This is a genomic window from Silicimonas algicola (genome assembly GCF_003970735.1).
In the GTDB taxonomy this organism is placed as follows: Bacteria; Pseudomonadota; Alphaproteobacteria; order Rhodobacterales; family Rhodobacteraceae; genus Silicimonas; species Silicimonas algicola.
Genome location: NZ_CP034588.1, coordinates 803,995 through 827,617 on the forward strand (window position 1 = coordinate 803,995; position 23,623 = coordinate 827,617).

General features: G+C 67.1%; 28 protein-coding genes. 19 read left to right on the plus strand and 9 right to left on the minus strand.

The annotated features are described in order from the left end of the window. Positions 1-12 precede the first annotated feature (12 nt). From EF888_RS04120 to ybgC, 3 genes are read left to right on the plus strand one after another with little or no spacing between them, the layout of a single operon-like run. Positions 13-636, plus strand: a complete 624-nt coding sequence (locus EF888_RS04120) for a TIGR02466 family protein (RefSeq protein ID WP_109757578.1) — start codon at positions 13-15, stop codon at positions 634-636. Positions 637-662: 26 nt separating this feature from the next. After that, complete coding sequence (locus tag EF888_RS04125) at positions 663-1,304, plus strand: hypothetical protein (protein ID WP_109757579.1); 642 nt, start codon at positions 663-665, stop codon at positions 1,302-1,304. Then, on the plus strand, positions 1,301-1,747 hold the full coding sequence (gene ybgC / locus EF888_RS04130; RefSeq protein ID WP_109757580.1) for a tol-pal system-associated acyl-CoA thioesterase: 447 nt from the start codon (positions 1,301-1,303) through the stop codon (positions 1,745-1,747). The genes EF888_RS04125 and ybgC overlap by 4 nt, the downstream gene beginning before the upstream one ends. Here the strand turns inward: ybgC and EF888_RS04135 are convergent. Beyond that, complete coding sequence (locus EF888_RS04135; RefSeq protein ID WP_109757581.1) at positions 1,726-1,929, minus strand: DUF4287 domain-containing protein; 204 nt, start codon at positions 1,927-1,929, stop codon at positions 1,726-1,728. The two genes, ybgC and EF888_RS04135, sit on opposite strands and share 22 nt — an antisense overlap. Positions 1,930-2,105: 176 nt before the next feature. Here EF888_RS04135 and tolQ point away from each other — a divergent pair, with 176 nt between their 5' ends. From tolQ to folD, 10 genes are all read left to right on the plus strand, one after another. After that, positions 2,106-2,804: a protein TolQ gene (tolQ, locus tag EF888_RS04140; protein ID WP_109757582.1), complete on the plus strand. Its 699-nt coding sequence runs from the start codon at positions 2,106-2,108 to the stop codon at positions 2,802-2,804. After that, positions 2,804-3,268 (plus strand): protein TolR, encoded by a 465-nt coding sequence (gene tolR, locus EF888_RS04145; RefSeq protein WP_109757583.1) that lies wholly within the window; start codon positions 2,804-2,806, stop codon positions 3,266-3,268. The genes tolQ and tolR overlap by 1 nt, the downstream gene beginning before the upstream one ends. Before the next feature lie 13 nt (positions 3,269-3,281). Further along, complete coding sequence (locus tag EF888_RS04150; protein WP_338143048.1) at positions 3,282-4,427, plus strand: energy transducer TonB; 1,146 nt, start codon at positions 3,282-3,284, stop codon at positions 4,425-4,427. Continuing rightward, positions 4,424-5,746, plus strand: coding sequence for a Tol-Pal system beta propeller repeat protein TolB (gene tolB, locus EF888_RS04155; protein ID WP_109757586.1), 1,323 nt, complete (start codon positions 4,424-4,426; stop codon positions 5,744-5,746). Before EF888_RS04150 ends, tolB begins: the two co-directional genes overlap by 4 nt. 111 nt (positions 5,747-5,857) lie before the next feature. After that, a complete protein-coding gene (pal, locus tag EF888_RS04160) occupies positions 5,858-6,364 on the plus strand; it encodes a peptidoglycan-associated lipoprotein Pal (protein WP_109757957.1) in 507 nt (168 codons plus the stop codon). Positions 6,365-6,377: 13 nt separating this feature from the next. Next, on the plus strand, positions 6,378-7,271 hold the full coding sequence (gene ybgF / locus EF888_RS04165; RefSeq protein ID WP_109757587.1) for a tol-pal system protein YbgF: 894 nt from the start codon (positions 6,378-6,380) through the stop codon (positions 7,269-7,271). Beyond that, positions 7,268-8,536: a tRNA lysidine(34) synthetase TilS gene (gene tilS / locus EF888_RS04170; RefSeq protein ID WP_109757588.1), complete on the plus strand. Its 1,269-nt coding sequence runs from the start codon at positions 7,268-7,270 to the stop codon at positions 8,534-8,536. The genes ybgF and tilS overlap by 4 nt, the downstream gene beginning before the upstream one ends. Before the next feature lie 81 nt (positions 8,537-8,617). After that, positions 8,618-10,543, plus strand: a complete 1,926-nt coding sequence (gene ftsH, locus EF888_RS04175) for an ATP-dependent zinc metalloprotease FtsH (RefSeq protein ID WP_109757589.1) — start codon at positions 8,618-8,620, stop codon at positions 10,541-10,543. A 125-nt stretch (positions 10,544-10,668) separates the two neighbouring features. Beyond that, on the plus strand, positions 10,669-11,253 hold the full coding sequence (locus EF888_RS04180; protein WP_109757590.1) for an MOSC domain-containing protein: 585 nt from the start codon (positions 10,669-10,671) through the stop codon (positions 11,251-11,253). Between the two features lie 75 nt (positions 11,254-11,328). Continuing rightward, positions 11,329-12,222: a bifunctional methylenetetrahydrofolate dehydrogenase/methenyltetrahydrofolate cyclohydrolase FolD gene (gene folD, locus EF888_RS04185; RefSeq protein WP_109757591.1), complete on the plus strand. Its 894-nt coding sequence runs from the start codon at positions 11,329-11,331 to the stop codon at positions 12,220-12,222. 152 nt (positions 12,223-12,374) lie between these two features. Here the strand turns inward: folD and EF888_RS04190 are convergent, their stop codons facing one another. After that, complete coding sequence (locus EF888_RS04190; protein WP_338143049.1) at positions 12,375-12,800, minus strand: PaaI family thioesterase; 426 nt, start codon at positions 12,798-12,800, stop codon at positions 12,375-12,377. Further along, the gene (gene pdeM / locus EF888_RS04195; RefSeq protein WP_420902666.1) at positions 12,797-13,396 is read right to left on the minus strand and encodes a ligase-associated DNA damage response endonuclease PdeM; all 600 of its coding nucleotides are present in this window, start codon (positions 13,394-13,396) and stop codon (positions 12,797-12,799) included. Before pdeM ends, EF888_RS04190 begins: the two co-directional genes overlap by 4 nt. Positions 13,397-13,530: 134 nt before the next feature. Here pdeM and trmB point away from each other — a divergent pair, with 134 nt between their 5' ends. From trmB to EF888_RS04210, 3 genes are read left to right on the plus strand one after another with little or no spacing between them, the layout of a single operon-like run. Next, positions 13,531-14,232, plus strand: coding sequence for a tRNA (guanosine(46)-N7)-methyltransferase TrmB (gene trmB, locus EF888_RS04200; protein ID WP_109757593.1), 702 nt, complete (start codon positions 13,531-13,533; stop codon positions 14,230-14,232). A 59-nt stretch (positions 14,233-14,291) separates the two neighbouring features. Beyond that, positions 14,292-15,647 (plus strand): 3-phosphoshikimate 1-carboxyvinyltransferase, encoded by a 1,356-nt coding sequence (gene aroA, locus EF888_RS04205; protein WP_109757594.1) that lies wholly within the window; start codon positions 14,292-14,294, stop codon positions 15,645-15,647. Positions 15,648-15,691: 44 nt separating this feature from the next. Beyond that, positions 15,692-16,054: a GFA family protein gene (locus tag EF888_RS04210; protein ID WP_109757595.1), complete on the plus strand. Its 363-nt coding sequence runs from the start codon at positions 15,692-15,694 to the stop codon at positions 16,052-16,054. Here the strand turns inward: EF888_RS04210 and EF888_RS04215 are convergent. From EF888_RS04215 to EF888_RS04225, 3 genes are all read right to left on the minus strand, one after another. Next, entirely contained in the window at positions 16,051-17,598 is a 1,548-nt protein-coding gene (locus EF888_RS04215; RefSeq protein WP_109757596.1) for an acyl--CoA ligase, read from the minus strand. The two genes, EF888_RS04210 and EF888_RS04215, sit on opposite strands and share 4 nt — an antisense overlap. Positions 17,599-17,640: 42 nt before the next feature. Next, a complete protein-coding gene (locus EF888_RS04220) occupies positions 17,641-18,093 on the minus strand; it encodes a methylated-DNA--[protein]-cysteine S-methyltransferase (protein ID WP_109757597.1) in 453 nt (150 codons plus the stop codon). A gap of 110 nt (positions 18,094-18,203) precedes the next feature. Further along, on the minus strand, positions 18,204-18,443 hold the full coding sequence (locus tag EF888_RS04225) for a DUF3253 domain-containing protein (protein WP_109757598.1): 240 nt from the start codon (positions 18,441-18,443) through the stop codon (positions 18,204-18,206). Positions 18,444-18,523: 80 nt separating this feature from the next. Here EF888_RS04225 and EF888_RS04230 point away from each other — a divergent pair, with 80 nt between their 5' ends. Genes EF888_RS04230 through EF888_RS04240 form a run of 3 tightly spaced genes read left to right on the plus strand, consistent with a single transcriptional unit; the run spans position 18,524 to position 19,729 of the window. Further along, positions 18,524-18,844, plus strand: a complete 321-nt coding sequence (locus EF888_RS04230) for an ArsR/SmtB family transcription factor (protein ID WP_109757599.1) — start codon at positions 18,524-18,526, stop codon at positions 18,842-18,844. Beyond that, complete coding sequence (locus EF888_RS04235; protein WP_109757600.1) at positions 18,841-19,305, plus strand: SRPBCC family protein; 465 nt, start codon at positions 18,841-18,843, stop codon at positions 19,303-19,305. Before EF888_RS04230 ends, EF888_RS04235 begins: the two co-directional genes overlap by 4 nt. 13 nt (positions 19,306-19,318) lie before the next feature. Beyond that, entirely contained in the window at positions 19,319-19,729 is a 411-nt protein-coding gene (locus tag EF888_RS04240) for a GFA family protein (protein ID WP_109757601.1), read from the plus strand. A 4-nt stretch (positions 19,730-19,733) separates the two neighbouring features. Here the strand turns inward: EF888_RS04240 and EF888_RS04245 are convergent, their stop codons facing one another. The 3 genes from EF888_RS04245 to ileS all read right to left on the minus strand — a co-directional run bounded on the left by EF888_RS04245 (position 19,734) and on the right by ileS (position 23,603). After that, positions 19,734-20,102, minus strand: a complete 369-nt coding sequence (locus tag EF888_RS04245) for a VOC family protein (protein WP_109757958.1) — start codon at positions 20,100-20,102, stop codon at positions 19,734-19,736. A 57-nt stretch (positions 20,103-20,159) separates the two neighbouring features. Further along, a complete protein-coding gene (locus tag EF888_RS04250) occupies positions 20,160-20,492 on the minus strand; it encodes a GYD domain-containing protein (RefSeq protein WP_109757602.1) in 333 nt (110 codons plus the stop codon). 120 nt (positions 20,493-20,612) lie between these two features. Further along, a complete protein-coding gene (gene ileS / locus EF888_RS04255) occupies positions 20,613-23,603 on the minus strand; it encodes an isoleucine--tRNA ligase (protein ID WP_109757603.1) in 2,991 nt (996 codons plus the stop codon). Positions 23,604-23,623 lie beyond the last annotated feature (20 nt).

Genomic DNA, 23,623 nt, shown 5'->3' on the forward strand with positions numbered 1-23,623 from the left:
GAGGGAGGGATCATGGCGGCACCCGAGTTCAAGGCTCTTTGGCCCACGCATCTCATGTCGGTCGACCTGCCCGGCGCGGCCGAGGCGAACCCCATCCTCGCCGAACGGATCGAGCACATGGACGGCGCGCGGGCGGACATGACGACCGATTATCTCGCGGGGGATTTCCTCGCCCAGCCGCACCCGGCCATCCAATGGCTGCGGTCCTGCGTCGAGAGGGCAGTGGCCGATTATGCACGTGGCACCGGCGTCGACTATCCCGTCGAGTTCCGCGTCCAAGCCTGGGCGAACCTCAACCGCTTCGGCGACTATCACGACCTGCACAACCACCCGCACTCGTGGCTGTCCGGCACCTATTACGTCCGGGTGCCGGAAGGTCAGGACGCCCCGCCGGGACGCGACGACCGCACGCCCAATGCGATCAGCTTCTTCGATCCCCGCCCGCAGGCGAACATGCTGGCGATCCGGAACGATCCGCAGGTCGATCCCGAGCACCGCATCCTGCCGAGAGCCGGGCAGATGCTGATCTGGCCCGCCTTCCTGCATCACATGGTGCATGTGAACCTGTCGCGCGATCCGCGGATTTCGGTCTCGTTCAACGTCGTGCTGAAGTGGCGGGAAGACTACCTTCCCTGAGCGCCCGCGATGCGCTAGGGCGGGGCATGGACCACGGACCCGTCGCCCGCGCCTTCACCCATCCCGACGGCACCTACCGCTTCGCGCGGTGGGGACGCCCGATCGTGCCGGTGGTCTTCGGGGTCGAGGACGCGACGCTGCCGGTCATCAAGGGTGCCGTCGAGGCTGTCGTGGCTTTGGCCGGGCACAGGATGTCCGACAGAGACCCCGAGCTTGGCGCCAACCTCTTCGTCTTCTTCGTCCGGGACTGGGAGGAATTGGCCTCTCTCCCGGACCTCGACCGGCTCGTTCCGGATTTGCCAGCCCTGCTCGAGCGGCTCGAAAAGGAAGAAGCCAACCGCTATCGCCTGTTCCGCTTCGATGACGCCGGGGCAATCCGCGCCGTCTTCCTGTTCCTGCGCATGGACCCGGCGCTCGCCGAGGTGCCGGCCGAGGACATCGCGTTGTCGGAGACGGTACAGGCGATCCTCCTGTGGTCCGACGATGCATTTGACGGAAAGGGTCCTCTGGCCAGCGTATCGGGCAAGGTCATGCTGCGCCCCGATGTCGCCGCCATCGTGCGCGCGGCCTACGACCCCGCGATGCCCGTGGCCTCGACCGATCCGAGCCATGCGCTTCGTCTTGCGGCGAGGATCGGCAAGCGGGGCGCCGTGGCGTCTTCGACATGAGTGAGGACACGTTGATCGCAGAAGAGAGTGGCGCTGATGTCCATCACTGGCCGCTTCGCGTCTATTACGAAGACACCGACCTCGCCGGGATCGTCTATTACGCAAACTACCTGAAGTTCATCGAGCGGGCGCGGACCGAATGGGTGCGGGCCCTGGGCATCGACCAGATGACGCTGAAGGCCGAGACGGGGATCGTCTTCGCGGTCAGGCGCATCGAGGCGGACTACCTGTCGCCCGCGCGCTTCGACGACGAACTGCTGATCCGGACGTCGGTCGCCACCGCGGCGCGCGCCAGGATCGTCCTGCGTCAGGACGTCACGCGTGCAGATGCGGTCCTGTTTGTCGCGATGGTGACGCTTGTGGCCCTGGACGAGAGAGGCCGCGCCGTCCGCCTGCCAGCGGCGCTGACGGGACGGCTGGGTCAGGCCTTCGACCGCGCGTAGGCCACCAGCGCGTTGGCGTGACCATGTCCCAGCCCGTGCTCGGATTTCAGCCAGCCGACCGTTTCCATGTGCTTTTCCCCGGGGCGCGCCGCGATCAGCGACAGCCAGTGGTCGACGGGCTTGCCGTATTTCTTCTCGATAGACGGGAAGTAGGAGGCGGGGCCCTTCACGGGTTCGGACATGAGAGGTTCCTTCTTGTGTGGCTCGCGCGGGCAGGTCAGGCCGGTGCCATGAGAATGCCGCCGGGCCCATGCGCGGAAGCCTGCTTGATATGGCATATCCTCTGGCATTCCGGTAAGGTCTTCGCCAAACGAGGGGCCCAAGAACCATAAACCAAGGGCCGTGAGAGAGCAGAGCTATGGAAACCGAAACCCTTGCGCTGGCGCAGGAGATTGATTTCTCCATGTGGGCGTTGTTCGCACGCGCCACCCTGACCGTGAAGCTCGTGATGCTCCTGCTGCTCGTCGCCTCCTTCTGGGGCTGGGCGACGATCATCAACAAGCATCGCCAGTACGCCCGCGCCCGGCGCGAGACGCGGGTCTTCGAGGAAGCCTTCTGGTCGGGCGAGCCTCTGGATTCGCTTTACGACGACACCGGCCCCGCGCCCACGGGACGCACCGAGCGCGTCTTCGTCGCGGGCATGACCGAGTGGCGAAGGTCGCACAGGCAGGACGGGGGCGCTATCGGCGGGGCGTCGATGCGGATCGACCGTTCGATGGACGTGGCGATCCAGAAAGAAGCCGAGGACCTGCAACGCGGGTTGCCCCTTCTGGCCACGATCGGCTCGACGGCGCCCTTCGTCGGTCTCTTCGGGACAGTCATCGGCATCATGAACGCCTTCGTCGAGATCGGGCAGCAGCAGTCCACCAATCTTGCCGTCGTGGCCCCCGGCATCGCCGAGGCGCTTCTGGCAACGGGCCTGGGTCTTTTCGCGGCCATCCCGGCGGTGATCTTCTACAACAAGCTATCATCGGACAGCGACCGCATCATCGCGAGTTATGAGAGCTTCGCAGACGAGTTCGCGACCATCCTGTCGCGCCAACTGGACGCCGCCTGATGGGGGCCGGTGTCATCCAGTCGGACGGCGGTGGCGGCGGGCGTCGGCGGCGTCGCCGCGCGCGGCAGATGTCCGAGATCAACGTCACGCCCTTCGTCGACGTGATGCTGGTCCTTCTCATCATCTTCATGGTGGCGGCACCGCTTCAGACCGTGGGCGTGCCGGTCGAGCTTCCCAAGACCGCCGCGCCTTCGCTTCCGACCGAGCGCGAAGAGCCGCTTGCGGTCACGCTGACCGCAGACGGTGTGACGATGATCCAGACCACCGAAGTGTCGGACGAGGAGATCATCCCGCGCCTTCAGTCCATCCTTGCCGAACGGACGACGGACAAGGTCTTTCTGCGCGCCGACGGCGCGATCCCCTATGCCCGCGTGGTAACGGTGATGGGGGCCTTGAACGCCGCCGGTATCACCAACATCGGCCTCGTCACCGACACCGGCGGGCCGAAGCTCGACGGCAGGTGAGGGCGCCTTGCGCGTGGGGTATTACATCTCGGGGACAGGCCACCTGGTCGCGATCCTGGTCCTCCTGTTCGGAGGGATGTTCGTGGGTGACCGCTTCGCCGAGCCCGTGACCGTTTCCGAGGTCTCGGTGGTATCCGAGGAGGAGTTCGCGGCCCTCGCGCTGCCCGGTGGCGCGCCCGAGACCCAGACCGACGCGCCGGACGTTGCAGCACCCGAAGCGGAAGCGGCCCCCGAGGCGCCGGCCGAGGACAGCGCCCCCCAGGTCTCGACGCCCGAGCCGGTCGAAATGCCCGACGTGCCCGAGACGCCTCCGGCCGAAGTGCCTGAAGCCATCGTGCCGGACGCCGTGATCGTCGATTCCGCGCCGCCTATCCCCGCCCCTCCGGCCGAGCAGGACGGCACCTCCCTGGAACAGGATGCCGTCGCCGCGCCAGCGCCGCGTGTCGCCCCTATCCCGCAGGTGGCGCCGCCGCCCGAGGCCGAAGTCGCGCCCGAGGCGGTCGAGGATGTGGCCCCCGATGAGGAGGCGCCTCCCGAGGAAGTGGTCGAGGAGGAGACGCCCGCCGCCCCCGAAGCGGCGTCCGACCGCATCGTGACCGAGGCCGAGGAAGAGCAGGAATACGCGCCTGCCAGTTCCCGCCGTCCGCGCACGAGACCGCCGGTCCCGGTCCGGACCGCCGAGCCCGAAACGCCGCCGGAGCCTGTGGAACAGCCGGTCGAGCAAGCGACCGAGACGCCCGAGCCTGCCGATCCGCTGGCCGACGCCATTGCCGACGCGGTGTCGCAGGCGAACAACGAGCCGGACGCGCCGGCCGAGCAGCCGACCCGCAGCGGTCCGCCGCTGACGGGAGGCGAGAAGGACGCGCTTCGCGTGGCGGTCGGCAGTTGCTGGAACGTAGGCAGCCTGTCGACCGAGGCACTTGGCACCACCGTGATCGTCGGCGTCGAGATGGAACAATCCGGCAAGCCCATCGGTTCGTCCATCCGGCTCGTGTCGTTTTCGGGCGGCACGCAGTCCGGCGCTCAACAGGCCTTCGAGGCTGCACGACGCGCGATCATCCGATGCGGCGCAAAGGGCTTTCCGCTGCCGGTGGAAAAGTTCGCCGAATGGCGCGACATTGAAATGACGTTCAACCCGGAAGGAATGCAATTCCGATGAAACTCCTGGTCTCGCTCGCCCTCGCCCTGACGCTGGCCCTGCCCGCGGTGGCGCAGGAGAGGTCCGGCCCCCTTCGCATCGAGATCACCGAAGGGGTGATCGAGCCGGTGCCGATCGCGGTGGCGCCCTTTCTGGCCGAGAATGCAGCCGCGTCGGACTATGCCGCGCAGATCACTTCGGTGGTCGCGGCGGACCTTGTGGGCACCGGCCTTTTCCGCGACGTGCCTCAGTCGGCCTACATCAGCCAGGTCAACACCTTCGACGGCGAGATCAGCTATGCCGACTGGAAGGCGATCAACGTCGAGGCGCTGGTGACGGGCGCGGTGACGCTGTCGTCGGACGGCAAGCTTCTGGTCAAGTTCAGGCTCTACGACATCTTCACCGGCGCCCCCTTGGGCGACGGACTGCAGTTCGCCGGTTCCACCGCTTCGTGGCGGCGGGTGGCGCACAAGGTCGCCGACCAGGTCTACGCCCGGATCACCGGCGAGGGCGGATACTTCGACAGCCGGGTCGTGTTCGTCGAGCAGACCGGCCCGAAGAACGCGCGCCAGAAGCGGCTTGCGATCATGGATTACGACGGCGCAAACGTGCAGTATCTGACGGACGCATCGTCCATCGTCCTTGCGCCGCGGTTTTCGCCCACGGGCGACCGGGTGCTGTACACCAGCTACGAAAGCGGCTTTCCGCAAATCTACGAACTGGCGGTCGGAGCGGTGCAGAAAAGGTCGCTTGGCCTCGACGCCGCCGCGATGACCTTCGCGCCGCGCTACGCGCCGGACGGTCGCCGCGTGGTCTACTCCGAGGCGCGGGACGGCAATACCGACATCTATCTTCTCGATCTCGCCAGCAATCAGCGTCAGCGCCTGACCTCGGCCCCCTCGATCGAGACCGCGCCGGATTTCTCGCCGGACGGCAGCCAGATCGTCTTCGAGAGCGACCGCTCGGGCACCCAGCAGCTTTACGTCATGCCTGCGAGCGGCGGCGAACCGACGCGCATCAGCTTCGGGCAGGGGCGCTACAGCACGCCGGTCTGGTCGCCGCGCGGCGACTACATCGCGTTCACCAAGCAGAACGCGGGCCGCTTCCACATCGGTGTCATGCGCACCGACGGCTCGGCCGAGCGTCTGCTCACGGCCAGCTTCCTCGACGAGGGCCCGACCTGGGCCCCGAACGGGCGCGTCCTGATGTTCACCCGCGAGACGGCGGGCGAGCAGGGAGCGCAGGCGTTGTTCTCGGTCGATCTGTCGGGGAGGAACCTCAAGAGGGTGCAGACATCGACGGCGGCCTCGGACCCGGCGTGGTCGCCTCTCCTGCCATGAAAATAGGCTGTATGTTAGCGTGACGGCCCCGTTTTCATCGCCTGCGAGGAATGCTATCCTCGCCCCAAAGAGCAGACCGACACAGCGTCGGCACACACACAGGTGGAAGACATGACCTTTCTCAGACTAGCCTCGATCATGGCCGTGGCGATCTCGCTCGGCGCCTGCACCAATGCCGACCGCTTCGGCGAGGGGGGCGCGAACGGAGGCATGGGAGCGGGCGGCATGGCCGGCTCGATCGACGACCCGACCTCGCCGGCTTACTTCAACGCCGCGGTCGGTGACCGGGTCCTGTTCGCCGTCGACCAGTCCACGCTGTCGCCCGAGGCGCAGTCGACCCTGACCGGACAGGCGCAGTGGCTGATGACCAACGTCGATTATTCCGCGCTCATCGAAGGCCATGCCGACGAGCAGGGCACCCAGGCCTACAACCTCGCCCTCGGCGCGCGCCGGGCGAGTGCCGTTCAGAACTTCCTCATCGCGCAAGGCGTCTCGCCCAGCCGTCTGCGGACGATCAGCTACGGCAAGGAACGCCCCATCGAGATCTGCTCGACCGAGGCGTGCTACAGCCAGAACCGCCGCTCCGTGACCGTCATCACCGCCGGCGCGGGCGTCTGACGAGGATAAGCCGATGCGCTTCCTGCTGACCGCAGCCTTCCTTTTCGTTTCTTCGATCCCCGGTCCTGTTTTCGCGCAGGACCGGACACAGACCCTGGCCGACATCCGGCAGGAGCTTTCGGTGCTCTATGTCGAGATGCAGAAGCTGAAGCGGGAGCTGTCAACGACGGGCGGTGCGAACCCGAACCTGGCCGGGACTAATGCGCTCGACCGGCTGAACTCGATGGAAGCCGAGCTTCAGCGCGTGACGTCGCAGACCGAAGAGCTGACGAACCGGGTCAACTCCGTGGTGTCCGACGGGACGAACCGGATCGGCGACCTCGAATTCCGGCTGTGCGAATTGGAGGCGAACTGCGACATCGGCAGTCTGGGCGAGACCTCGACCCTGGGCGGCGGCGCGATGCCGACCGTCTCGGCGCCGACAACGCCCCCCGCAAGCGGGCAGTCTGCGGCCATCGAGGGCGGTGGCATCGACTCGAGCGGGATCGCCACCGGCATCGTCGACACCGGTGGCATGGAGCTGGCAGTGGCCGAGCGCGAGGACTTCGACCGCGCGAAGACCGCCTATGACCAGGGCGACTGGCAGGCGGCGGCCGACAGGCTGCAGGCCTTCACCGACACATATCAGGGCGGGCCGCTGACGGGCCTTGCGCACCTGATGCGGGGCGAGAGCCTTACGAACCTCGGGATGACGTCCTCGGCGGCGCGGGCCTATCTGGAAAGCTATTCCGGTACGCCCGACGGTCCCACCGCACCGACAGCACTTCTGAAGCTCGGGGTGTCGCTCGGCGGGTTGGGGCAGTCGCAGGAGGCATGCATCACGCTGGCCGAGGTCACGACCCGCTTCCCGACGTCCGAGGCGTCCATCGAGGCGCAGACGGCTCGGGCCAACATGGGTTGCTCATGATCGCACCGACGTCGCCGGCCGACAGGCTGCGACACGTCATCGACAGGTTCTTCACGAACGCCCAGCCCCGACGGCTGGGCGTCGCCGTTTCCGGCGGCAGCGATTCCATGGCGCTCCTTAACCTGATTGTCGCGGGAGCGACCGCGCGGGACGTCGAGGTCCGGGCGGTCACCGTGGACCACGGCCTTCGACCCGAGGCGAAGGATGAGGCTGCGATGGTCGCGGCTTTCTGTTCGTCACTTGGAATTCCGCACGACACGCTTCCCTGGTCCGGATGGGACGGCAGAGGCAACCTTCAGGCCATGGCGCGGCAGGCGCGGTATGGGATGATCCGCGAGTGGGCGTCGGCTGGGGGAGTGGATCTGGTTGCGCTCGGCCACACACTCGACGATCAGGCCGAAACCGTTCTGATGCACCTTGCACGGCGGTCTGGCGTGGACGGTCTGGCCGGCATGGCCGAGCGGTTCGAGCGGGACGGCCTGCCCTACGTGCGGCCGCTGATCGGGCAGCAGCGACGCAACCTGCGCGCCTATCTGGAGGAGCACGGCATCAGGTGGTGCGACGATCCTTCGAATGACGACGTCAGTTTCGAGCGGGTGCGCGCGCGGCGTGCCTTGTCGATCCTGTCGGACCTCGGCATCGACGCGGATGCGCTCGGCGATGTCGCTGCAAACGCGCGTTCGGCGAAGGTGGCTCTCGACCTTTGTGCCTGGCGTGAGGTGAATGGGGACGAAAGCGTGGAGGACCGGGGCGACATCGTCCTGTCCGAGGGCCCTCACGACGAGGAAATCGGCCGCCGCATCCTGATCGGCGCGCTGCGCTGGATTTCGGGCGAAGTCTATCCGCCTCGCGCCGCATCGCTGGTGGAGATGCGCAGCGCATTGGCGCAGGCCGAGCGACATACCTTGCAAGGGTGTCTCGTCAGCCGGGAAATTTGCCCGCACGGGTCGGGCCATCGGCTTCGCATCACGCGCGAGTTCCGCACGGTCGAGACATTGCGCAGTCCGACCGACAGCGTCTGGGACGGACGCTGGCGACTGGATGGCCCCCATTCCGCAGATCTTGAGATCGGGGCGCTTGGGCAAGGACTTTCAGCCTGTCCGGATTGGCGCGACACGGGGCTGCCGCGCACGTCGCTTCTCGCCTCTCCCGCGATCTGGCGGGGCGACACCTTGATCGCTGCTCCACTGGCAGGATTGCCGAACGGCTGGACCGCGCAGGCCACAGGGCGCGGCAATTTCGCGGACTTCCTCCTATCCCGTTGAAGAATCCGGCCCGATGGCTATGTAATGCCCCATCCGGGCGGGCAGGTTGCCGGCCCCTCGAGTTTTCCAAGGGAGACCCCTTTGAACAACGCGCGTAACATCGCCTTCTGGGTCGTGCTGTTCCTTCTGATCCTTGCTCTGTTCAACCTGATCTCGGGCGGTCAGTCGACTATGGCGACGGGCACCGTCAGCTATTCCGACTTCGTCGAAAGGGTCGAGCGCGGCGACGTCACCAACGCTACCCTAGATGGCGAGCGGGTGATCTTTCGCGGGGCCGACAACCGCGACTACGTCACCATTCAGCCCGAAGGGGCGACGACGGACCAGCTTCTGCTCGACAACGACGTGAGCTTCGCGGCCAAGCCGCAGGAGCAGTCGGGCTTCGTCACAATCCTGATGACTTTCCTGCCGTTCCTGCTGCTGATCGGCGTCTGGATCTACTTCATGAACCGGATGCAGGGCGGCGGGCGCGGCGGTGCCATGGGCTTTGGCAAGTCGCGCGCCAAGCTTCTGACTGAGAAGCACGGGCGCGTCACCTTCGACGACGTGGCCGGCATCGACGAGGCCAAGGAAGAGCTGGAAGAGATCGTGGAATTCCTGCGCAACCCGCAGAAGTTCTCGCGCCTCGGCGGCAAGATTCCGAAAGGCGCACTGCTGGTCGGTCCTCCGGGTACCGGTAAGACCCTGCTGGCCCGCGCGATTGCGGGTGAGGCGGGCGTGCCCTTCTTCACCATCTCGGGCTCGGACTTCGTCGAGATGTTCGTGGGCGTCGGTGCATCCCGCGTCCGCGACATGTTCGAACAGGCCAAGAAGAACGCGCCCTGCATCGTCTTCATCGACGAGATCGACGCCGTGGGCCGGTCGCGTGGCGTGGGCTATGGCGGCGGCAACGACGAGCGCGAGCAGACGCTGAACCAGCTCCTGGTCGAGATGGACGGCTTCGAGGCGAACGAGGGCATCATCATCGTCGCCGCGACCAACCGTCCCGACGTGCTGGACCCGGCACTCCTGCGCCCCGGCCGGTTCGACCGGCAGGTTCAGGTGCCGAACCCCGACATCAAGGGCCGCGAGAAGATCCTGGGCGTCCATGCGCGCAAGGTTCCCTTGGGGCCGGACGTCGACCTACGCATCATCGCGCGGGGGACCCCGGGTTTCTCGGGCGCCGACCTCGCCAACCTGGTGAACGAGTCGGCACTGATGGCTGCGCGCGTCGGCAGGCGTTTCGTGGTGATGGAGGATTTCGAGAACGCCAAGGACAAGGTGATGATGGGCGCCGAGCGGCGGTCCATGGTGATGAGCGAGGAAGAGAAGAAGCTGACCGCCTATCACGAGGCAGGTCACGCCATCGTCGGTCTCACCGTCCCGCAGCACGATCCTATCCACAAGGCCACGATCATCCCGCGCGGTCGCGCGCTTGGTCTCGTCCTGTCGCTGCCGGAACGCGATCAGCTCAGCCACACGATCACCGCGCTTCGGTCGAAGATCGCGATGGCCATGGGTGGACGCGTGGCCGAGGAGCTGGTGTTCGGAAACGAGAACGTCACCAACGGTGCGGCCTCGGACATCCAGCAGGTGACGCGGATCGCCGAGGCGATGGTGACTCAGTTCGGCATGAGCTCGGACCTTGGCAACGTCGCTTACGTCGACAATCGGCAGGACTTCCTTGGTGCCGGCACATCGCGCCGGAACATCTCGGGCGAAAGTGCGCTGATGATCGACAACGAGATCCGGCGGCTTGTCGACGAGGGTTATGAGACCGCGAAGCGGATCCTGATAGAGCGCCGTGATGACCTCGAGCGGTTGGCGGAAGGCCTTTTGGAGTACGAGACGCTGACGGGCGACGAGATCACGCGCGTCATCCGCGGCGAGCCGTTGAACAAGGGCGACGCCGACGACACCGACCGACCGTCGAGTGGCGGCGCGTCCAGCGTCACCGCCATCCCGAAGACGAAGCCGCGCAAGAAGCCGGGCGCGGAGGGTTCGCTGGAACCCGAACCGACCGTCTGACGCTCCAAAACGTGCATTTCCTTGAAGCCCCGCCAAGTGCGGGGCTTCTTCGTTTGGGGAAGGGGTGTCGTCTTGCGATCGGCGGTCTAGGGTGTGGCGCGAACGAGACTGACCGAGAGACCGACATGCCTGCCCTTATCCCGACCGAGTACACCTGCGAAATCGTCTGGCTTGGTCTCGTCCCGCCGGGTGCACCGCGCGACATCGAGGCAAATCCGGTAGAGGCGCTGGATTTGACATTCGCGGGAGCGGTCGGGGACCGTCACACGGGCGAACTGAGGCCGTCCTGTTCGCGCGTGACGCGGCAGTATCCGAAGGGCACGCTGATCCGGAACACGCGGCAGATCTCGGTCGTGGCGGAGGAGGAGCTTGCCCTTATCGCCGAGCGGATCGGCACCGATGTCCTCGACCCGGGCTGGATCGGCGCGACGATGTCCGTGCGGGGGCTGCCCGACTTCAGCCACGTCCCGCCCTCGGCGCGTCTTCAGGGCGAGACGGGTGGGGCGACCATGACCGTCGACATGCAGAACCGGCCCTGCGGGCTTGCGGGCAAGGGTGTCGACCGGGCGCGACCGGGACACGGAAAGGGGTTCAATGCCGCCGCGCGCGGATTGCGGGGCATCACCACCTGGGTCGAGCGCGAGGGCAGGGTGACCGTCGGCGAGATCCTGCGTCTGCACGTTCCCGACCAGCGCGGCTGGCAGCCCTAGCTCCCTGCGCGCTTCGGTCACTGGACAGCCCCGCCGCCTTGTGGCCAAAAGGTCCGACCGGACGGAGGAGGACCCATGGGCGCGACTATCATCGACGGCAAGGCTTTTGCAGCAAAGGTGCGCGAGAAGGTCGCGACCCATGTCGCGCGGCTGGTGGACGAGCATGGCATCACACCGGGTCTCGCGGTCGTCCTCGTCGGAGAGGATCCGGCGAGCCAGGTCTATGTCCGCTCCAAGGGCAAGGCCACGACCGAGGCTGGAATGAAATCGGTCGAGCATCGGCTTGACCCCTCCACGTCCGAGGCGGACCTGCTGGCGCTGATCCGCGACTTGAACGCCGATGAGACGATCCACGGCATCCTTGTGCAGCTTCCGCTTCCGAAGCACCTGGACGAGGACCTTGTCATCAACTCCATCGACCCGGCGAAGGACGTGGACGGCTTCCACATCTCGAACGTGGGGCTTCTCGGCACGGGGCAGAAGAGCATGGTGCCCTGCACGCCGCTCGGCTGCCTGATGATGCTGAGGGAACATCTCGGTTCGCTGTCGGGGCTGAACGCGGTGGTCATCGGGCGCTCGAACATCGTGGGCAAGCCGATGGCGCAGCTTCTTCTGGGGGACAGCTGCACGGTCACGATCGCGCACAGTCGGACGAAGGACCTTCCGGGCGTCGTGCGGGGTGCCGACATCGTCGTGGCCGCCGTGGGTCGGCCCGAGATGGTGCCCGGCGACTGGATCAAGCCGGGGGCGACGGTCATCGACGTCGGCATCAACCGAGTCGACGGCGACGCTGGCAAGACGCGGCTTGTCGGCGACTGCTACTATGCCTCCTGCGAGAAAGTGGCGGGCGCGATCACGCCGGTCCCCGGGGGCGTCGGGCCGATGACCATCGCGTGCCTCCTGGCCAATACGGTGACCGCCTGTTGCCGATCGCACGGTCTGGCGGAGCCCGAGGGGCTGACGGCCTGAACGGATGTCGTGGAACAAATCAGCGTGAGGACGGTTAGCCCACGACAAACTCCAGAGGGGCACTCATGAACCGCATCATCTATCTCGTCGGTCTCGTCGTCGTCGTCATCATCATTCTCAGCCTGCTTGGCCTCACCTGAGGTCAGAGGGCGTCAGAACCGCCGACGGGGATCATGGTCCCCTGAAGAAGGGCGACGGGTTTCCGTCCCAGCGACCTCAGAAAAGACCTCGGCCTGGACGACGGTGAGCCGTCGTCCGGCCCGCACGACGCGGCCTTCCGAGAAGAGCCGGTCGCCGAGTGCAGGGCGCAGGAGGTTGATCTTCATCTCAACCGTCACGATCTCGTCCTCAGGATCGAATAGCGTCAGAGCCGCATAGCCTGCCGCGCTGTCGCCTATGGCGAAGGTCAGTGCCGCATGCGCCGCGCCCTGCTGTTGAAGGCTGCCGGGCAGGATGGGCGCAGAGATGAACGCCGTCCCCTCTCCAAGCTCCAGGAGTTCCGCTCCGAGCGTCTGCATCATTGTCTGACGCGCGAAGGACGCGCGGATCTTCGCTTCGATCTCGGGCGCGAGGCTCACGCCGCCCTCGGGACGGGAACCGTCAGCACCCGGCGGCCGGTCAGGTAGGCGAGGGCGCGATCGGCAAAGAGCGTCCGCAGGACCGGGGCCGTCCAGTCAAGACCGCCCGTATAGCACCCGTAGGCGGGCAGGATCAGCCGACCCTCGTCCGCCATGAAGCAGGGCCGAGACCCGCCCTGGAGTTTCGCCTTGGGGTGATAGTGGCCCGAGATTTCGCCTGCTCCCGCTTCTCGCGTCGCGATGTGACGGAAGGTGATCGGGCCAATGGAGAAGTCCGCGAGGTGCTCGCCCTTGAAGTCGAGGGGACCGGGATCGTGGTTGCCCTCGAGCCAGAGCCAGCGCCGCCCGGCCTGAAGCGCGCGCAGGGCGTCGCGGGCGTTATCGTCCAGCGCCTCGCCGGCCATAAGGTCGTCGAAGCTGTCGCCCAGGCAAAGCACCGTCCGCGCCGAGATGGCCTGCAGGTCGGAGGCCAGACGCGTCAGAGTCTCGACGGTGTCGTAGGGCGGCAAAAGCGTGCCGCCCCGTCGGGCGATGCGCTCGGACTTGCCCAGGTGAAGATCGGACACCACGAGCAGACTTTCGGACGGCCACCACAGTGCACCCGAGGGAAGTGCGGTCAGGGTCTGTCCCACGAAAGCGAAGGTCACCGAGTTCATGCTTCGTTCCTAGGCCTGCTGCGCGCGTCGCGCAAGTCTTGACCTTGAGCGCCCCGACTGCAAGGTGGCGCGCCATGACCGATCCCCAAGAACCCTGCGCGCCCCGGCGTAACTTCTACGGCCGCATCAAGGGCAAGACGCTCCGAGACTCGCAGAAGCGCGACCTTGCCGACCTCGACTCGCTGTCGCCCGGCCCGGTCAGCCGCGACGTGAACCCCGAACGGTTGCCCCTGGACCTTGATGCGCTCTTCGGAGGGCGTCCGGTCTGGCTGGAGATCGGCTTCGGCGGGGGTGAGCACCTGGTTCATCAGGCGTCGCTTCATCCGGAGGCGGGGATCATCGGGGCCGAGCCTTACATCAACGGTGTTGCCATGCTGCTGGGCAAGATCCGCAAGCTGGGCACGGACAATGTCCGCGTTCATCCGGGAGATGCGCGCGACCTGATGGACGTGCTGTCCGAGGCGTCCGTGTCGAAGGCGTTCCTGCTCTATCCCGATCCCTGGCCAAAGCAGAGACATCACCGCCGTCGCTTCGTGACGGCCGAGTATCTGGAGCCTCTGCACCGCACGCTGAAACCGGGCGCCGAGTTCCGTATCGCGACCGACATTCCAGGCTACGTCAAACAGGCGCTGAAGGAGGTGCCGAAGGCCGGGTTCGAGAGGGTGGGCGACGGCGAGGACAGCAAAGCCTGGGATGACTGGATCTCGACGCGCTATGAGCAGAAGGCGATGCGCGAGGGTCGGTCGCCGCATTACCTCACCTTTCGCCGCCTCTGAGCCGATGGACGGCCTGCGGCGTCTGCGCTAACAGGACGGCGCAACGAGGGGAGACGCCCATGTCTGGACATGGACAGCCAAGGCCGCTGACCGCGCGCAAATCGCCGCCGCTGAAGGGCGAGGCGAAGGTGCCGGGCGACAAGTCGATCAGCCACCGCGCGCTGATCCTGGGCGCGCTGTCTGTCGGCGAGACGAAGGTGCGCGGGCTTCTGGAAGGCGAGGACGTGCTCGCCACCGCCGCCGCGATGCGGGCCTTCGGGGCCGAGGTCACGCGTGGTGCGGACGGCGAGTGGTCGATCCATGGCGTGGGCACAGGTGGTTTCGCGGAGCCCTCGGACGTGATCGACTGCGGCAACGCCGGAACGGGCGTCCGGCTCATCATGGGGGCGATGGCCACGACTCCGATCACGGCGACGTTTACCGGCGACGCCTCCTTGCGCTCGCGACCCATGGGACGGGTGACGGACCCGCTGGCGCTGTTCGGCACGGCCTCTTACGGGCGGCGTGGTGGCAAGCTTCCGATGACGCTGGTGGGTGCGGCCGACCCGGTTCCGGTGCGCTACACGCTTCCGATGGCTTCGGCCCAGGTGAAGTCGGCGGTCTTGCTTGCCGGCCTCAATGCGCCCGGCGAAACGGTCGTCGTCGAAGGCGAGGCGACGCGCGACCATACCGAGCGGATGTTGCGCGGCTTCGGCGCCGATGTCCGGGTCGAGGAGACGTCGGAGGGCCGCGTTATCACGCTGAAGGGCCAGCCGGAGCTTCGGCCGCAGTCGATCGACGTGCCGCGCGATCCCTCGTCGGCCGCCTTCCCCGTTTGCGCAGCTCTGATCGTCGAGGGTTCTGATGTCCTCGTGCCGAACATCGGGCTCAACCCCACGCGCGCGGGGCTGTTCGAGACGCTGCGCGACATGGGGGCGGACCTGACCTACGAGAACGTGCGCGACGAGGGCGGCGAACCCGTGGCCGACATCCGCGCGCGCTTCTCGCCCGACATGCAGGGCATCTCGGTGCCCGAGGACCGGGCGGCGTCGATGATCGACGAGTATCCGATCCTGTCGGTCGTCGCCGCGAACGCGCGGGGAAGGACCGAGATGCGCGGCGTGAAGGAACTGCGCGTCAAGGAAAGCGACCGGATCGACGCGATGGCGAAAGGCCTGCGCGCCAACGGCGTGTCGGTCGACGAGGGTGACGACTGGTGGACGGTGGAGGGCCGTGGGCCGGGTGGCGTGCCGGGTGGAGCGACCGTTGCGGCGCAGCTGGATCACCGCATCGCCATGTCGTTCCTCTGCCTCGGGATGGCGTCGGCGAAGCCCGTCACGGTGGACGACGCCAGCCCCATCGCGACGTCCTTCCCGATCTTCGAGACGCTGATGACGGGCCTCGGCGCCGATCTGGCTGAGGGCCATCCGGCGTAACGGGTCACACCGGCTCCTGCCTTTGCGGGGCCGTCTCGTTTCGCATGACGGCGCCGATGCGCCCGGTCGTCGCCTGTCACTGCACCCAATGCCGCAAGACGAGCGGCTGTCACGTAGCCGCCACGTCCGCCGCCCGCGAGGCCGTCGAGGTGACGGGAGGCGTCGCGTGGTTCCAGTCCTCGGACAGGGCGCGGCGCGGGTTCTGCCCGGTCTGCGGGTCGAACCTGTTCTGGGACGGGGCGGGGGCAAACCTGTCGATCATGGCCGGCACGGTCGACGCTCCGACGGGGCTGACGCTGGCAGGGCACATCTTCTGCGCGGACAAGGGCGACTACTACGAGGTCGCCGACGGCCTCCCTCAGACCCTGGGCGCGGATCCGACGCTGACGACGCAGGTGCCGCTTTAACGGTCGCGCAACTGACGCCGCAGGATCTTGCCCGAGGCGGTCTTGGGGATCGCATCGATGAAGGTCACCTCGGCAGGGATCTTGTAGGACACGAGACGCCCGTCGAGTGCCGCGCGGATGTCGTCCGGCGAGGCCTCGGAGCCAGGGGCGCGGACGACGAAGGCTACCGGCACCTCGCCCGCCTCGTCGTCGCGCTTGCCGAGGACGGCGCAGTCCGCCACGTCCGGCAGTTCGAGAAGCGCGGCTTCCACTTCGGCCGGGGCGACCTGGAAGCCCTTGTACTTGATGAGCTCCTTCAGGCGGTCGCGGATCCACAACTCGCCGTCGTTGTCGATCAGCCCCAGGTCGCCGGTGCGGAGCCAGCCATCCTCGGTGATCGTCTCGGCGGTGGCCTTGGGGTTGTTGTGGTAGCCTCTCATCACCTGCGGGCCGCGAATCCAGAGTTCTCCTTCCTCGTTCGGACCCCGGTCCTTCTGCGTCTCGGGATCGACGATGCGGCAGTCGGTCGAGGGCGCGGCGACGCCGGCCGCACCGGGCTTGGCGCCCTCGACGGCGGCGACGTGCGAAATGGGCGACAGCTCGGTCATGCCGTAGGCCTGCACACCCTGTGCGCCGATCCGGTCGCGGACGGCGTTCATCAGCGTCTCGTCCGCCGGGGCGGCGGCGGAGAAGACCCACTTCACGGAGGACAGGTCGTAGTCGTCGACCGTCGGGTGCTTGGCGAGAGCGATCGCGACGGGCGGAACGCCCCAGATGCGGGGGGTCCTGTACTCCTGCACCAGTTCGAGAAAGCGTTTGAGGTCGAAGCGAGGCAGGGTGACGATGTTCGCGCCCCTTGCGAGGTAGACGTTCATCAGGAGCGTCTGGCCGTAGATGTGGAAGAACGGCAGGAAAGCCACCGTCCATTCGCCGGGCTGGACCGACAGGCAGCCGAGCGACTGGTCGACGTTGGTGGAGATATTGCGGTGCGACAGCATCACGCCCTTGGGCAGCCCGGTGGTGCCCGAGGAATAGGGCAGGGCGACGACGTGGGTGTCGAGGTCGACCTCGGCCTGCGCGGCGCGCGGCGCGCCCAGGAAGGCGTCGATCGGCGTCGCGCCCTCGGCTTCGGCGTCGCCCAGGGTGAGGATCCGGCGGATGCCGGTGCCCTTCGCGGCCTCCGTCGCGGTGGCGAGAAAGTCGGGGTGGACGACGAGAAGCGAGGCGCCGCTGTCGGTGAGTTGGTAGTTCAGTTCGCGCGCCGTGTAGGTCGGGTTCGCCGTGGTGACGGTGCCGCCGGCGAAGGCGGTGCCGTGGAAGACGACGGGGTAGTCGGGGTGGTTGGTCGACATGATGGCGACCGTTTCGCGTGCGAAACCGTTCTCTTCCAGCCCGCCGGCGAAGCGACGGATGCGATCCATGAGGGCGGAGGCGGTCAGGCTGCGACCCGTGACGCCACAGACGATCACCGTCTCGTCGGGGCGCGACTCGAGACCCTGGAACACGCGGTCGGTCACGGTCATGTCGCTTGGCGCGATGCGCGGATAGCGGCTTTCGAAAATCATGGTGTCCTCCCCGACCCATCCTCGTCGGGAACCTTATCAAGTTCAGATCAGGAGGGAAGCGGCGCCTTCGAGCCGGAGGAGAGCGACCTTGGTTTCAATTCCGCCCGGAGCGGAGAAACCTCCGAGATTCCCGGTGCCTAGCACGCGGTGGCAGGGGATCAGGACGGGCAGGGGATTGGCGCCGCAGGCCTGTCCCGCCGCCTGCGGGCTGATGTTGAGATCGCGGGCGAGGTCGCCGTAGGTGCGGGTCTCGCCGAAGGGGATGGCGCGAAGGGCGTCGAGGAAGCGGACCTGCGAGGGCGAGACCTCAGGCGCGAGGGGCAGGTCGAAGGCGGTGAGGAAGCGGGCGAAGTAGGCGGCGAGCTGGCGTTCGGCCTCATGCAGCAGGGGCGTGCCGTCCGAGCCGCCATCGCCCCAGGAGAGGGCAGTGAGGCAGTCGCCCTCTTGCGACAGGGCGAGCGGGCCGAAGGGGCTGGGAACGGTTCGGGACGGCATGGGCGAATGCTGCACCTGCGGGGCGGCGGGCGCAACGGGGCAAGAAAAGGGCGGTCTGCGAGGCGTCTGCAAGGTGTCGGCAAAGTGTATGGCACGTCGCAGGGCGGCGCTCAGGCGAGGGCGAGGCGGACGGGTCCCTTCGCGGCGAGGGGATCGACAGGCGCGCCGCCCTGCGTCGCGACGAGGGGGAGCGTGGCAGCGACACGGCGGACGTGGTCCATGAGCGGCCGCCAATCGTCCGACAGGCGACGCGCGGCTTCGGAGGGGCAGAAGGTCGCCTGCCTCCCCCGCTCGAGGGCGAGGGTCATCAGGGCTTCGGCGATACGGTCGTCGTCGGGCGGGCTGAACATGCGCGTAAACCTAGACCGGAGTGGCGGATTGACATGCAGGTAAATACCTGCATATTGAGATCTCAGAAACGATGGAGCCGATGGACGACGACAAGGTCTTCAAGGCGCTGGGCGATCCGACGCGGCGGAAGTTGCTGGACCTGCTCTGCGAGACGAACGGGCAGACGCTGGGCGAGCTTTGCGGGCACCTCGACATGGCCCGTCAATCCGTCACCCAGCACCTGGGCCTTCTCGAGGAGGCCAGCCTCGTCACCACCGTCCGCCGCGGCCGTGAGAAGCTGCACTTCATCAACCCGGTGCCTCTGCACGAGGTCTACGAGCGCTGGGTCCGCAAGTTCGAGGTGCAGCGGCTGAGCCTGCTGCACGCCCTGAAACAGCATCTGGAGGAGGACGGGACATGACCGCCGCACAGACCGAATTCGTCTATGTCACCTATATCCGCGCGACACCCGAGAAGGTGTTCGACGCCATCGTCAATCCCGCCGTGGCGCGGCTGTACTGGGGGCACGAGAACGTCTCGGACTGGACGCCGGGTGCGCGGTGGGAGCATGTCCGTGCGAACGACGCGCGCGCCGTCGAACTGGTGGGCGAGGTGCTGGAAATCGACGCACCGAAGCGGCTGGTGATGAGCTGGGCCAACGCCTCGCAGGAGGGCGATGCGGAGAAGACCAGCCGCGTCGCCTTCGACATCGAACCCTACGACGGCATGGTGCGGCTGACCGTGACGCACGACAGGCTGGAAGCGGGCGGCGGCATGTTCAACGGGATCTCGAAGGGATGGCCGATCGTGCTGTCCTCGATGAAGTCTTACCTTGAGAGCGGCGAGGCGATCGACATCTTCGCCAAGCCGACGGCGGCGTGAGGAGGTTGCCCGGATGACCGACCACCGAACCGGAGGCTGCGCTTGCGGCGAGATCAGGTACGAGGCGAGGGGAGAGCCCGTGGCGCAGCTTCACTGCCAGTGCGCCCAGTGCCGCAAGCGAACCGGGACCGGGCATGGATCCTACCTTGCCTTCATGGGCGGGGTGACGGTGACGGGAACGCCGAAGACGTTCCGCGAGATCGCCGACAGCGGGCGCGAGAAGGTGCAGAACTTCTGCGGGACCTGCGGGTCGCCCGTGTTCGTCACCGCTCCCGCGATGCCCGACCTGAAGGCGATCCATGCCGCGAGCCTGGACGATCCGGTGGCGTTCGCTCCGGCCTTCGTCACCTTCGCCTCGACGGCCCTGCCGTGGGACAGGATGGACGAGGGGCTGACGCAGTTTGCGGGGATGCCGCCGGGGTGAGGCGTCAGCCGACCTGCCGGGCGACGAACCATTGCGTGCCGTCGGGGGAGCGGAAGCCGCCCCGGCGGTCGCCGTCGCCCTTCTCGGACATCGGCTGGATCACCTCGGCCCCGGCGTCGAGCGCGCGGGCGAAGGCGGCGTCGGGGTCGGGGACGTAGAGATGCAGCATGGCGGGCGGACCCTCGGCCTCGCCCATCATCAGGACGGTGTCGCCGATGCGGCACTCGGCGTGCATGATGCCGCCGCCGTCGCGGGCCATGACGCGCAGGCGTGTCGCGTCGAAGACGCGCTCGGCGAAGGAGAGCACCGCCTCGGCGTCGGGGACGAGGAGGTAGGGGGCGAGGTCGGTGTAGCCGGCGGGTTTGTAGGTCATGGCCACTTCTAGCAGGGTTCGGCGGAGAGGCGGTGGATTTCCGCCCCTCCGTCTTGGTCAGCCTCCGACCGGCTTGTAGGCGCCGCTGGCCTTGCCGGCCTTCTTCATGGCCTTCATCGCCTCTTTCGCGGTCATGAGCTTCGTCGTCGAACCGCCGGACATGACACCCGAGGCGCCGATGATGAGGGCGCCGGCCGCCATCGTCTCGTCGTCCGGGGCCTCGATCAGGGCGATGATGTCGTCCTGGCCGAAGCAGAAGAACAGGTTGTGGAGCTTTCCGCCAAGCGCCTCGATCAACTTCCGCGCGGCTGCCTCGCGGTCGTCGGGTTCCGCAACAAGGGATTTGATGGACGCCGTCGTGTAGCGCCCCGTGAACATGTAGAACGGCATTCGAGTTCCTCCCTCGCCCGAGAGGCCGGGCGCAAGACGCGCTGACCCCGGGCAAAGGTCAACATATCATGCTTTTCTGCGGTTCAGTCGCGGATTTCGAAGGCCATCGTAAGACCCGGCTCAGTCCAGCGCCTCGTCGCAGCGGGCGCAGACGCCGGGGTGGGAATGCGTGCCGACGTCGGGGAGGATCTTCCAGCAGCGCTGGCACTTCTCGCCGTCGGCCAGCTCGAAGACCACGCCGATGCCGGGCGCGTCCGGCAGGCGGAAGGCTTCGGCGGGCGCAGGGTCGGCGGTAAGCGTGAGGTCCGAGGTGATGCAGAGGTCGTCGAAGGCGACGGTCTTGAGTGCTGCGAGGAGGCCCGCGTCCTCGACATGGACGACGGGGGCCGCTTCGAGCGAGGCGCCGATGACCTTGTCCTGGCGCTGGATCTCGAGTGCTGCCGTGACGACGCGGCGGGCGCGTCGGATGCCCTGCCACTTCTGCGCCAGCGCCTCGTCCCGCCAGTCTGCGGGCGTCTCGGGCATGTCCTGGAGGTGGACCGACGAGTCCTCGCCCGGGAAGCGGTCGAGCCAGACGTCCTCCATCGTGAAGACGAGGACGGGGGCGAGCCAGGTGGTGAGGCGGTGGAACAGGAGGTCGAGGACCGTGCGCGCCGAGCGGCGGCGGAGCGAGTCGTCGGCGTCGCAGTAAAGCGCGTCCTTGCGGACGTCGAAGTAGAAGGACGACAGGTCGACGGTGGCGAAGTCGAAGACGGCGCGGAAGACGCCCTGGAAGTCGTAGGCCCTGTAGCCATCGCGGACGCGGGTGTCGAGTTCGGCCATGCGGTGCAGGACCCAGCGTTCAAGCTCGGGCATGTCGGCCGGATCGACGCGCTCGGCTTCGGAGAAGCCGGCGAGGTTGCCGAGGAGGAAACGCATGGTGTTGCGCAGGCGGCGATAGCTGTCGGCGACGCCCTTGAGGATCTCGGGCCCGATGCGCTGGTCGGCGGTGTAGTCGGTCTGGGCGACCCAGAGACGCAGGATGTCGGCGCCGTACTCCTTCACCACCTTCTCGGGGACGATGGTGTTGCCGAGCGACTTGGACATCTTGTTGCCCTTCTCGTCCAGCGTGAAGCCGTGGGTGACGACGTTGCGGTAGGGCGCGCGGCCGAGCGTGCCGCAGGCCTGGAGCAGCGAGGAATGGAACCAGCCTCGGTGCTGGTCGGTGCCCTCCATGTAGACGTCGGCGATGCCGTCCTCGGTGCCGTCGGGGCGGTCGCGCAGGACGAAGGCGTGAGTGGAGCCGGAGTCGAACCACACGTCGAGGACGTCGAAGACCTGGGTGTAGTCCTCGGGGTTGGCATCGTTCGCGAGGAAGCGTTCCTTGGCGCCCTCGGCGTACCAGCAATCGGCGCCCTCGGCCTCGAAGGCCTGTGCGATGCGGGCATTCACCGCCTCGTTGCGCAAGAGGTAGTCGGGATCGGTCGGCAGGGCGCCCTTCCGCGTGAAGCAGGTGAGCGGCACGCCCCAGGCGCGCTGGCGCGACAGCACCCAGTCGGGGCGGGCCTCGATCATCGAGTGCAGGCGGTTGCGGCCGGACTGGGGGGTGAACTTTACGAGAGTGTCGATGGAGGTCAGCGCGCGTTCGCGGATCGTGCTGCCGTATTCGCCCTGGCCGTCGTCGATGGGGCGGTCGATGGCGGCGAACCATTGCGGCGTGTTACGGTAAATGACGGGAGCCTTCGAGCGCCAGGAGTGGGGGTAGCTGTGCTTGATGCGGCCGCGCGCGAGAAGGCCGCCGGTCTCGATCAGCTTGTCGATGACGGCCGCGTTCGCGTTGCCCTCCTTGCCCTTGTCGGAAAGGATCTTCGTGCCGCCGAAGAAAGGCAGGTCGGCACGGAAGGAACCGTCGTCCATCACGTTGTAGGTGATGACCTGCTCCAGCATCCCGAGGTCGCGGTAGAGCTCGTATTCCTCCATCCCATGAGAGGGCGCGCAGTGGACGAAGCCGGTGCCTTCCTCGTCGGTGACGAAGGCGGCGGCGCGGAAGTCCCGCGCGTCGTCCCACTCGGCGTTCGCGCCTGCGGCCCCCGCGAAGGGATGATGCAGGGTCATGCCTTCGAGCTGCGCCGGGGTCACGTCGCGGACGCGGCGGTACATCGTGCCGTCGAGCCGCGCCTTCGCCATCACGTCGGCGGCGAGCTTGTCGGCGAGGATGAAGCGGTCGCCGACCTGCGCCCAGCATTCCTCGGGGCGGCCGGTGACCTCGTAGAGGCCGTAGGAGATGTCCTTGCCGAAGACGACGGCCTTGTTCGACGGGATCGTCCAGGGGGTCGTGGTCCAGATGACCACGTGGGCGCCCATGAAGTCGCGGGCGGCGTCCGCCTCGGCCTTGATGACGGCCTCGCGCGCCTCGGGCGTGTCCTCCTCGCCCGCCAGAACGATGTCGGGCAGCGCGAAATCGGTCACGCGGAACTTGACCCAGACGGTGAAGCTGTCCTTGTCGTGGTACTCGACCTCGGCCTCGGCAAGTGCTGTTTGCTCGACGGGCGACCACATCACGGGTTTCGAGCCCTGGTAGAGCGTGCCGTTCATCAGGAACTTCATGAATTCCTCGGCGATCACGCGCTCGGCGTGGAAGTCCATCGTCAGGTAGGGATCGGCCCAGTTGCCGGTGATGCCGAGACGCTTGAACTCCTCGCGCTGGATGTCGACCCAGCCTTCGGCGAAGCGGCGGCATTCCTGGCGGAAATCGATGACGGGGACGTCGTCCTTGTCCTTGCCCTTCGCGCGGTATTCCTCCTCGATCTTCCACTCGATGGGCAGGCCGTGGCAGTCCCAGCCGGGGACGTAGCGGGCGTCGAAGCCCATCATCTGGTGCGAGCGGACGATCATGTCCTTGATCGTCTTGTTCAGCGCGTGCCCGATGTGGAGGTGGCCGTTCGCGTAAGGCGGGCCGTCATGCAGGACGAAAGAGGGGCGGTCCGATTTTTCGCGCAGGCGGTCGTAGACGCCGATCTTCTCCCAATGCTCCAGCCAGCCGGGTTCGCGCGCAGGCAGTCCGGCGCGCATCGGGAAGTCGGTCTGAGGCAGGTTCAGGGTGTCTTTGTAGTCGGGCGTGTCGGCACACATCGGACGTGTCCTCGGGAAGT

Bases quoted from the DNA above. Each gene is read 5' to 3' on its own strand.
- EF888_RS04120 (WP_109757578.1), top strand. From the start codon at position 13: ATGGCGGCACCCGAGTTCAAGGCTCTTTGGCCCACGCATCTCATGTCG.
- EF888_RS04125 (WP_109757579.1), top strand. From the start codon at position 663: ATGGACCACGGACCCGTCGCCCGCGCCTTCACCCATCCCGACGGCACC.
- ybgC (WP_109757580.1), top strand. From the start codon at position 1,301: ATGAGTGAGGACACGTTGATCGCAGAAGAGAGTGGCGCTGATGTCCAT.
- EF888_RS04135 (WP_109757581.1), bottom strand. From the start codon at position 1,929: ATGTCCGAACCCGTGAAGGGCCCCGCCTCCTACTTCCCGTCTATCGAG.
- tolQ (WP_109757582.1), top strand. From the start codon at position 2,106: ATGGAAACCGAAACCCTTGCGCTGGCGCAGGAGATTGATTTCTCCATG.
- tolR (WP_109757583.1), top strand. From the start codon at position 2,804: ATGGGGGCCGGTGTCATCCAGTCGGACGGCGGTGGCGGCGGGCGTCGG.
- tolB (WP_109757586.1), top strand. From the start codon at position 4,424: ATGAAACTCCTGGTCTCGCTCGCCCTCGCCCTGACGCTGGCCCTGCCC.
- pal (WP_109757957.1), top strand. From the start codon at position 5,858: ATGACCTTTCTCAGACTAGCCTCGATCATGGCCGTGGCGATCTCGCTC.
- ybgF (WP_109757587.1), top strand. From the start codon at position 6,378: ATGCGCTTCCTGCTGACCGCAGCCTTCCTTTTCGTTTCTTCGATCCCC.
- tilS (WP_109757588.1), top strand. From the start codon at position 7,268: ATGATCGCACCGACGTCGCCGGCCGACAGGCTGCGACACGTCATCGAC.
- EF888_RS04180 (WP_109757590.1), top strand. From the start codon at position 10,669: ATGCCTGCCCTTATCCCGACCGAGTACACCTGCGAAATCGTCTGGCTT.
- folD (WP_109757591.1), top strand. From the start codon at position 11,329: ATGGGCGCGACTATCATCGACGGCAAGGCTTTTGCAGCAAAGGTGCGC.
- trmB (WP_109757593.1), top strand. From the start codon at position 13,531: ATGACCGATCCCCAAGAACCCTGCGCGCCCCGGCGTAACTTCTACGGC.
- aroA (WP_109757594.1), top strand. From the start codon at position 14,292: ATGTCTGGACATGGACAGCCAAGGCCGCTGACCGCGCGCAAATCGCCG.
- EF888_RS04210 (WP_109757595.1), top strand. From the start codon at position 15,692: ATGACGGCGCCGATGCGCCCGGTCGTCGCCTGTCACTGCACCCAATGC.
- EF888_RS04215 (WP_109757596.1), bottom strand. From the start codon at position 17,598: ATGATTTTCGAAAGCCGCTATCCGCGCATCGCGCCAAGCGACATGACC.
- EF888_RS04220 (WP_109757597.1), bottom strand. From the start codon at position 18,093: ATGCCGTCCCGAACCGTTCCCAGCCCCTTCGGCCCGCTCGCCCTGTCG.
- EF888_RS04225 (WP_109757598.1), bottom strand. From the start codon at position 18,443: ATGTTCAGCCCGCCCGACGACGACCGTATCGCCGAAGCCCTGATGACC.
- EF888_RS04230 (WP_109757599.1), top strand. From the start codon at position 18,524: ATGGACGACGACAAGGTCTTCAAGGCGCTGGGCGATCCGACGCGGCGG.
- EF888_RS04235 (WP_109757600.1), top strand. From the start codon at position 18,841: ATGACCGCCGCACAGACCGAATTCGTCTATGTCACCTATATCCGCGCG.
- EF888_RS04240 (WP_109757601.1), top strand. From the start codon at position 19,319: ATGACCGACCACCGAACCGGAGGCTGCGCTTGCGGCGAGATCAGGTAC.
- EF888_RS04245 (WP_109757958.1), bottom strand. From the start codon at position 20,102: ATGACCTACAAACCCGCCGGCTACACCGACCTCGCCCCCTACCTCCTC.
- EF888_RS04250 (WP_109757602.1), bottom strand. From the start codon at position 20,492: ATGCCGTTCTACATGTTCACGGGGCGCTACACGACGGCGTCCATCAAA.
- ileS (WP_109757603.1), bottom strand. From the start codon at position 23,603: ATGTGTGCCGACACGCCCGACTACAAAGACACCCTGAACCTGCCTCAG.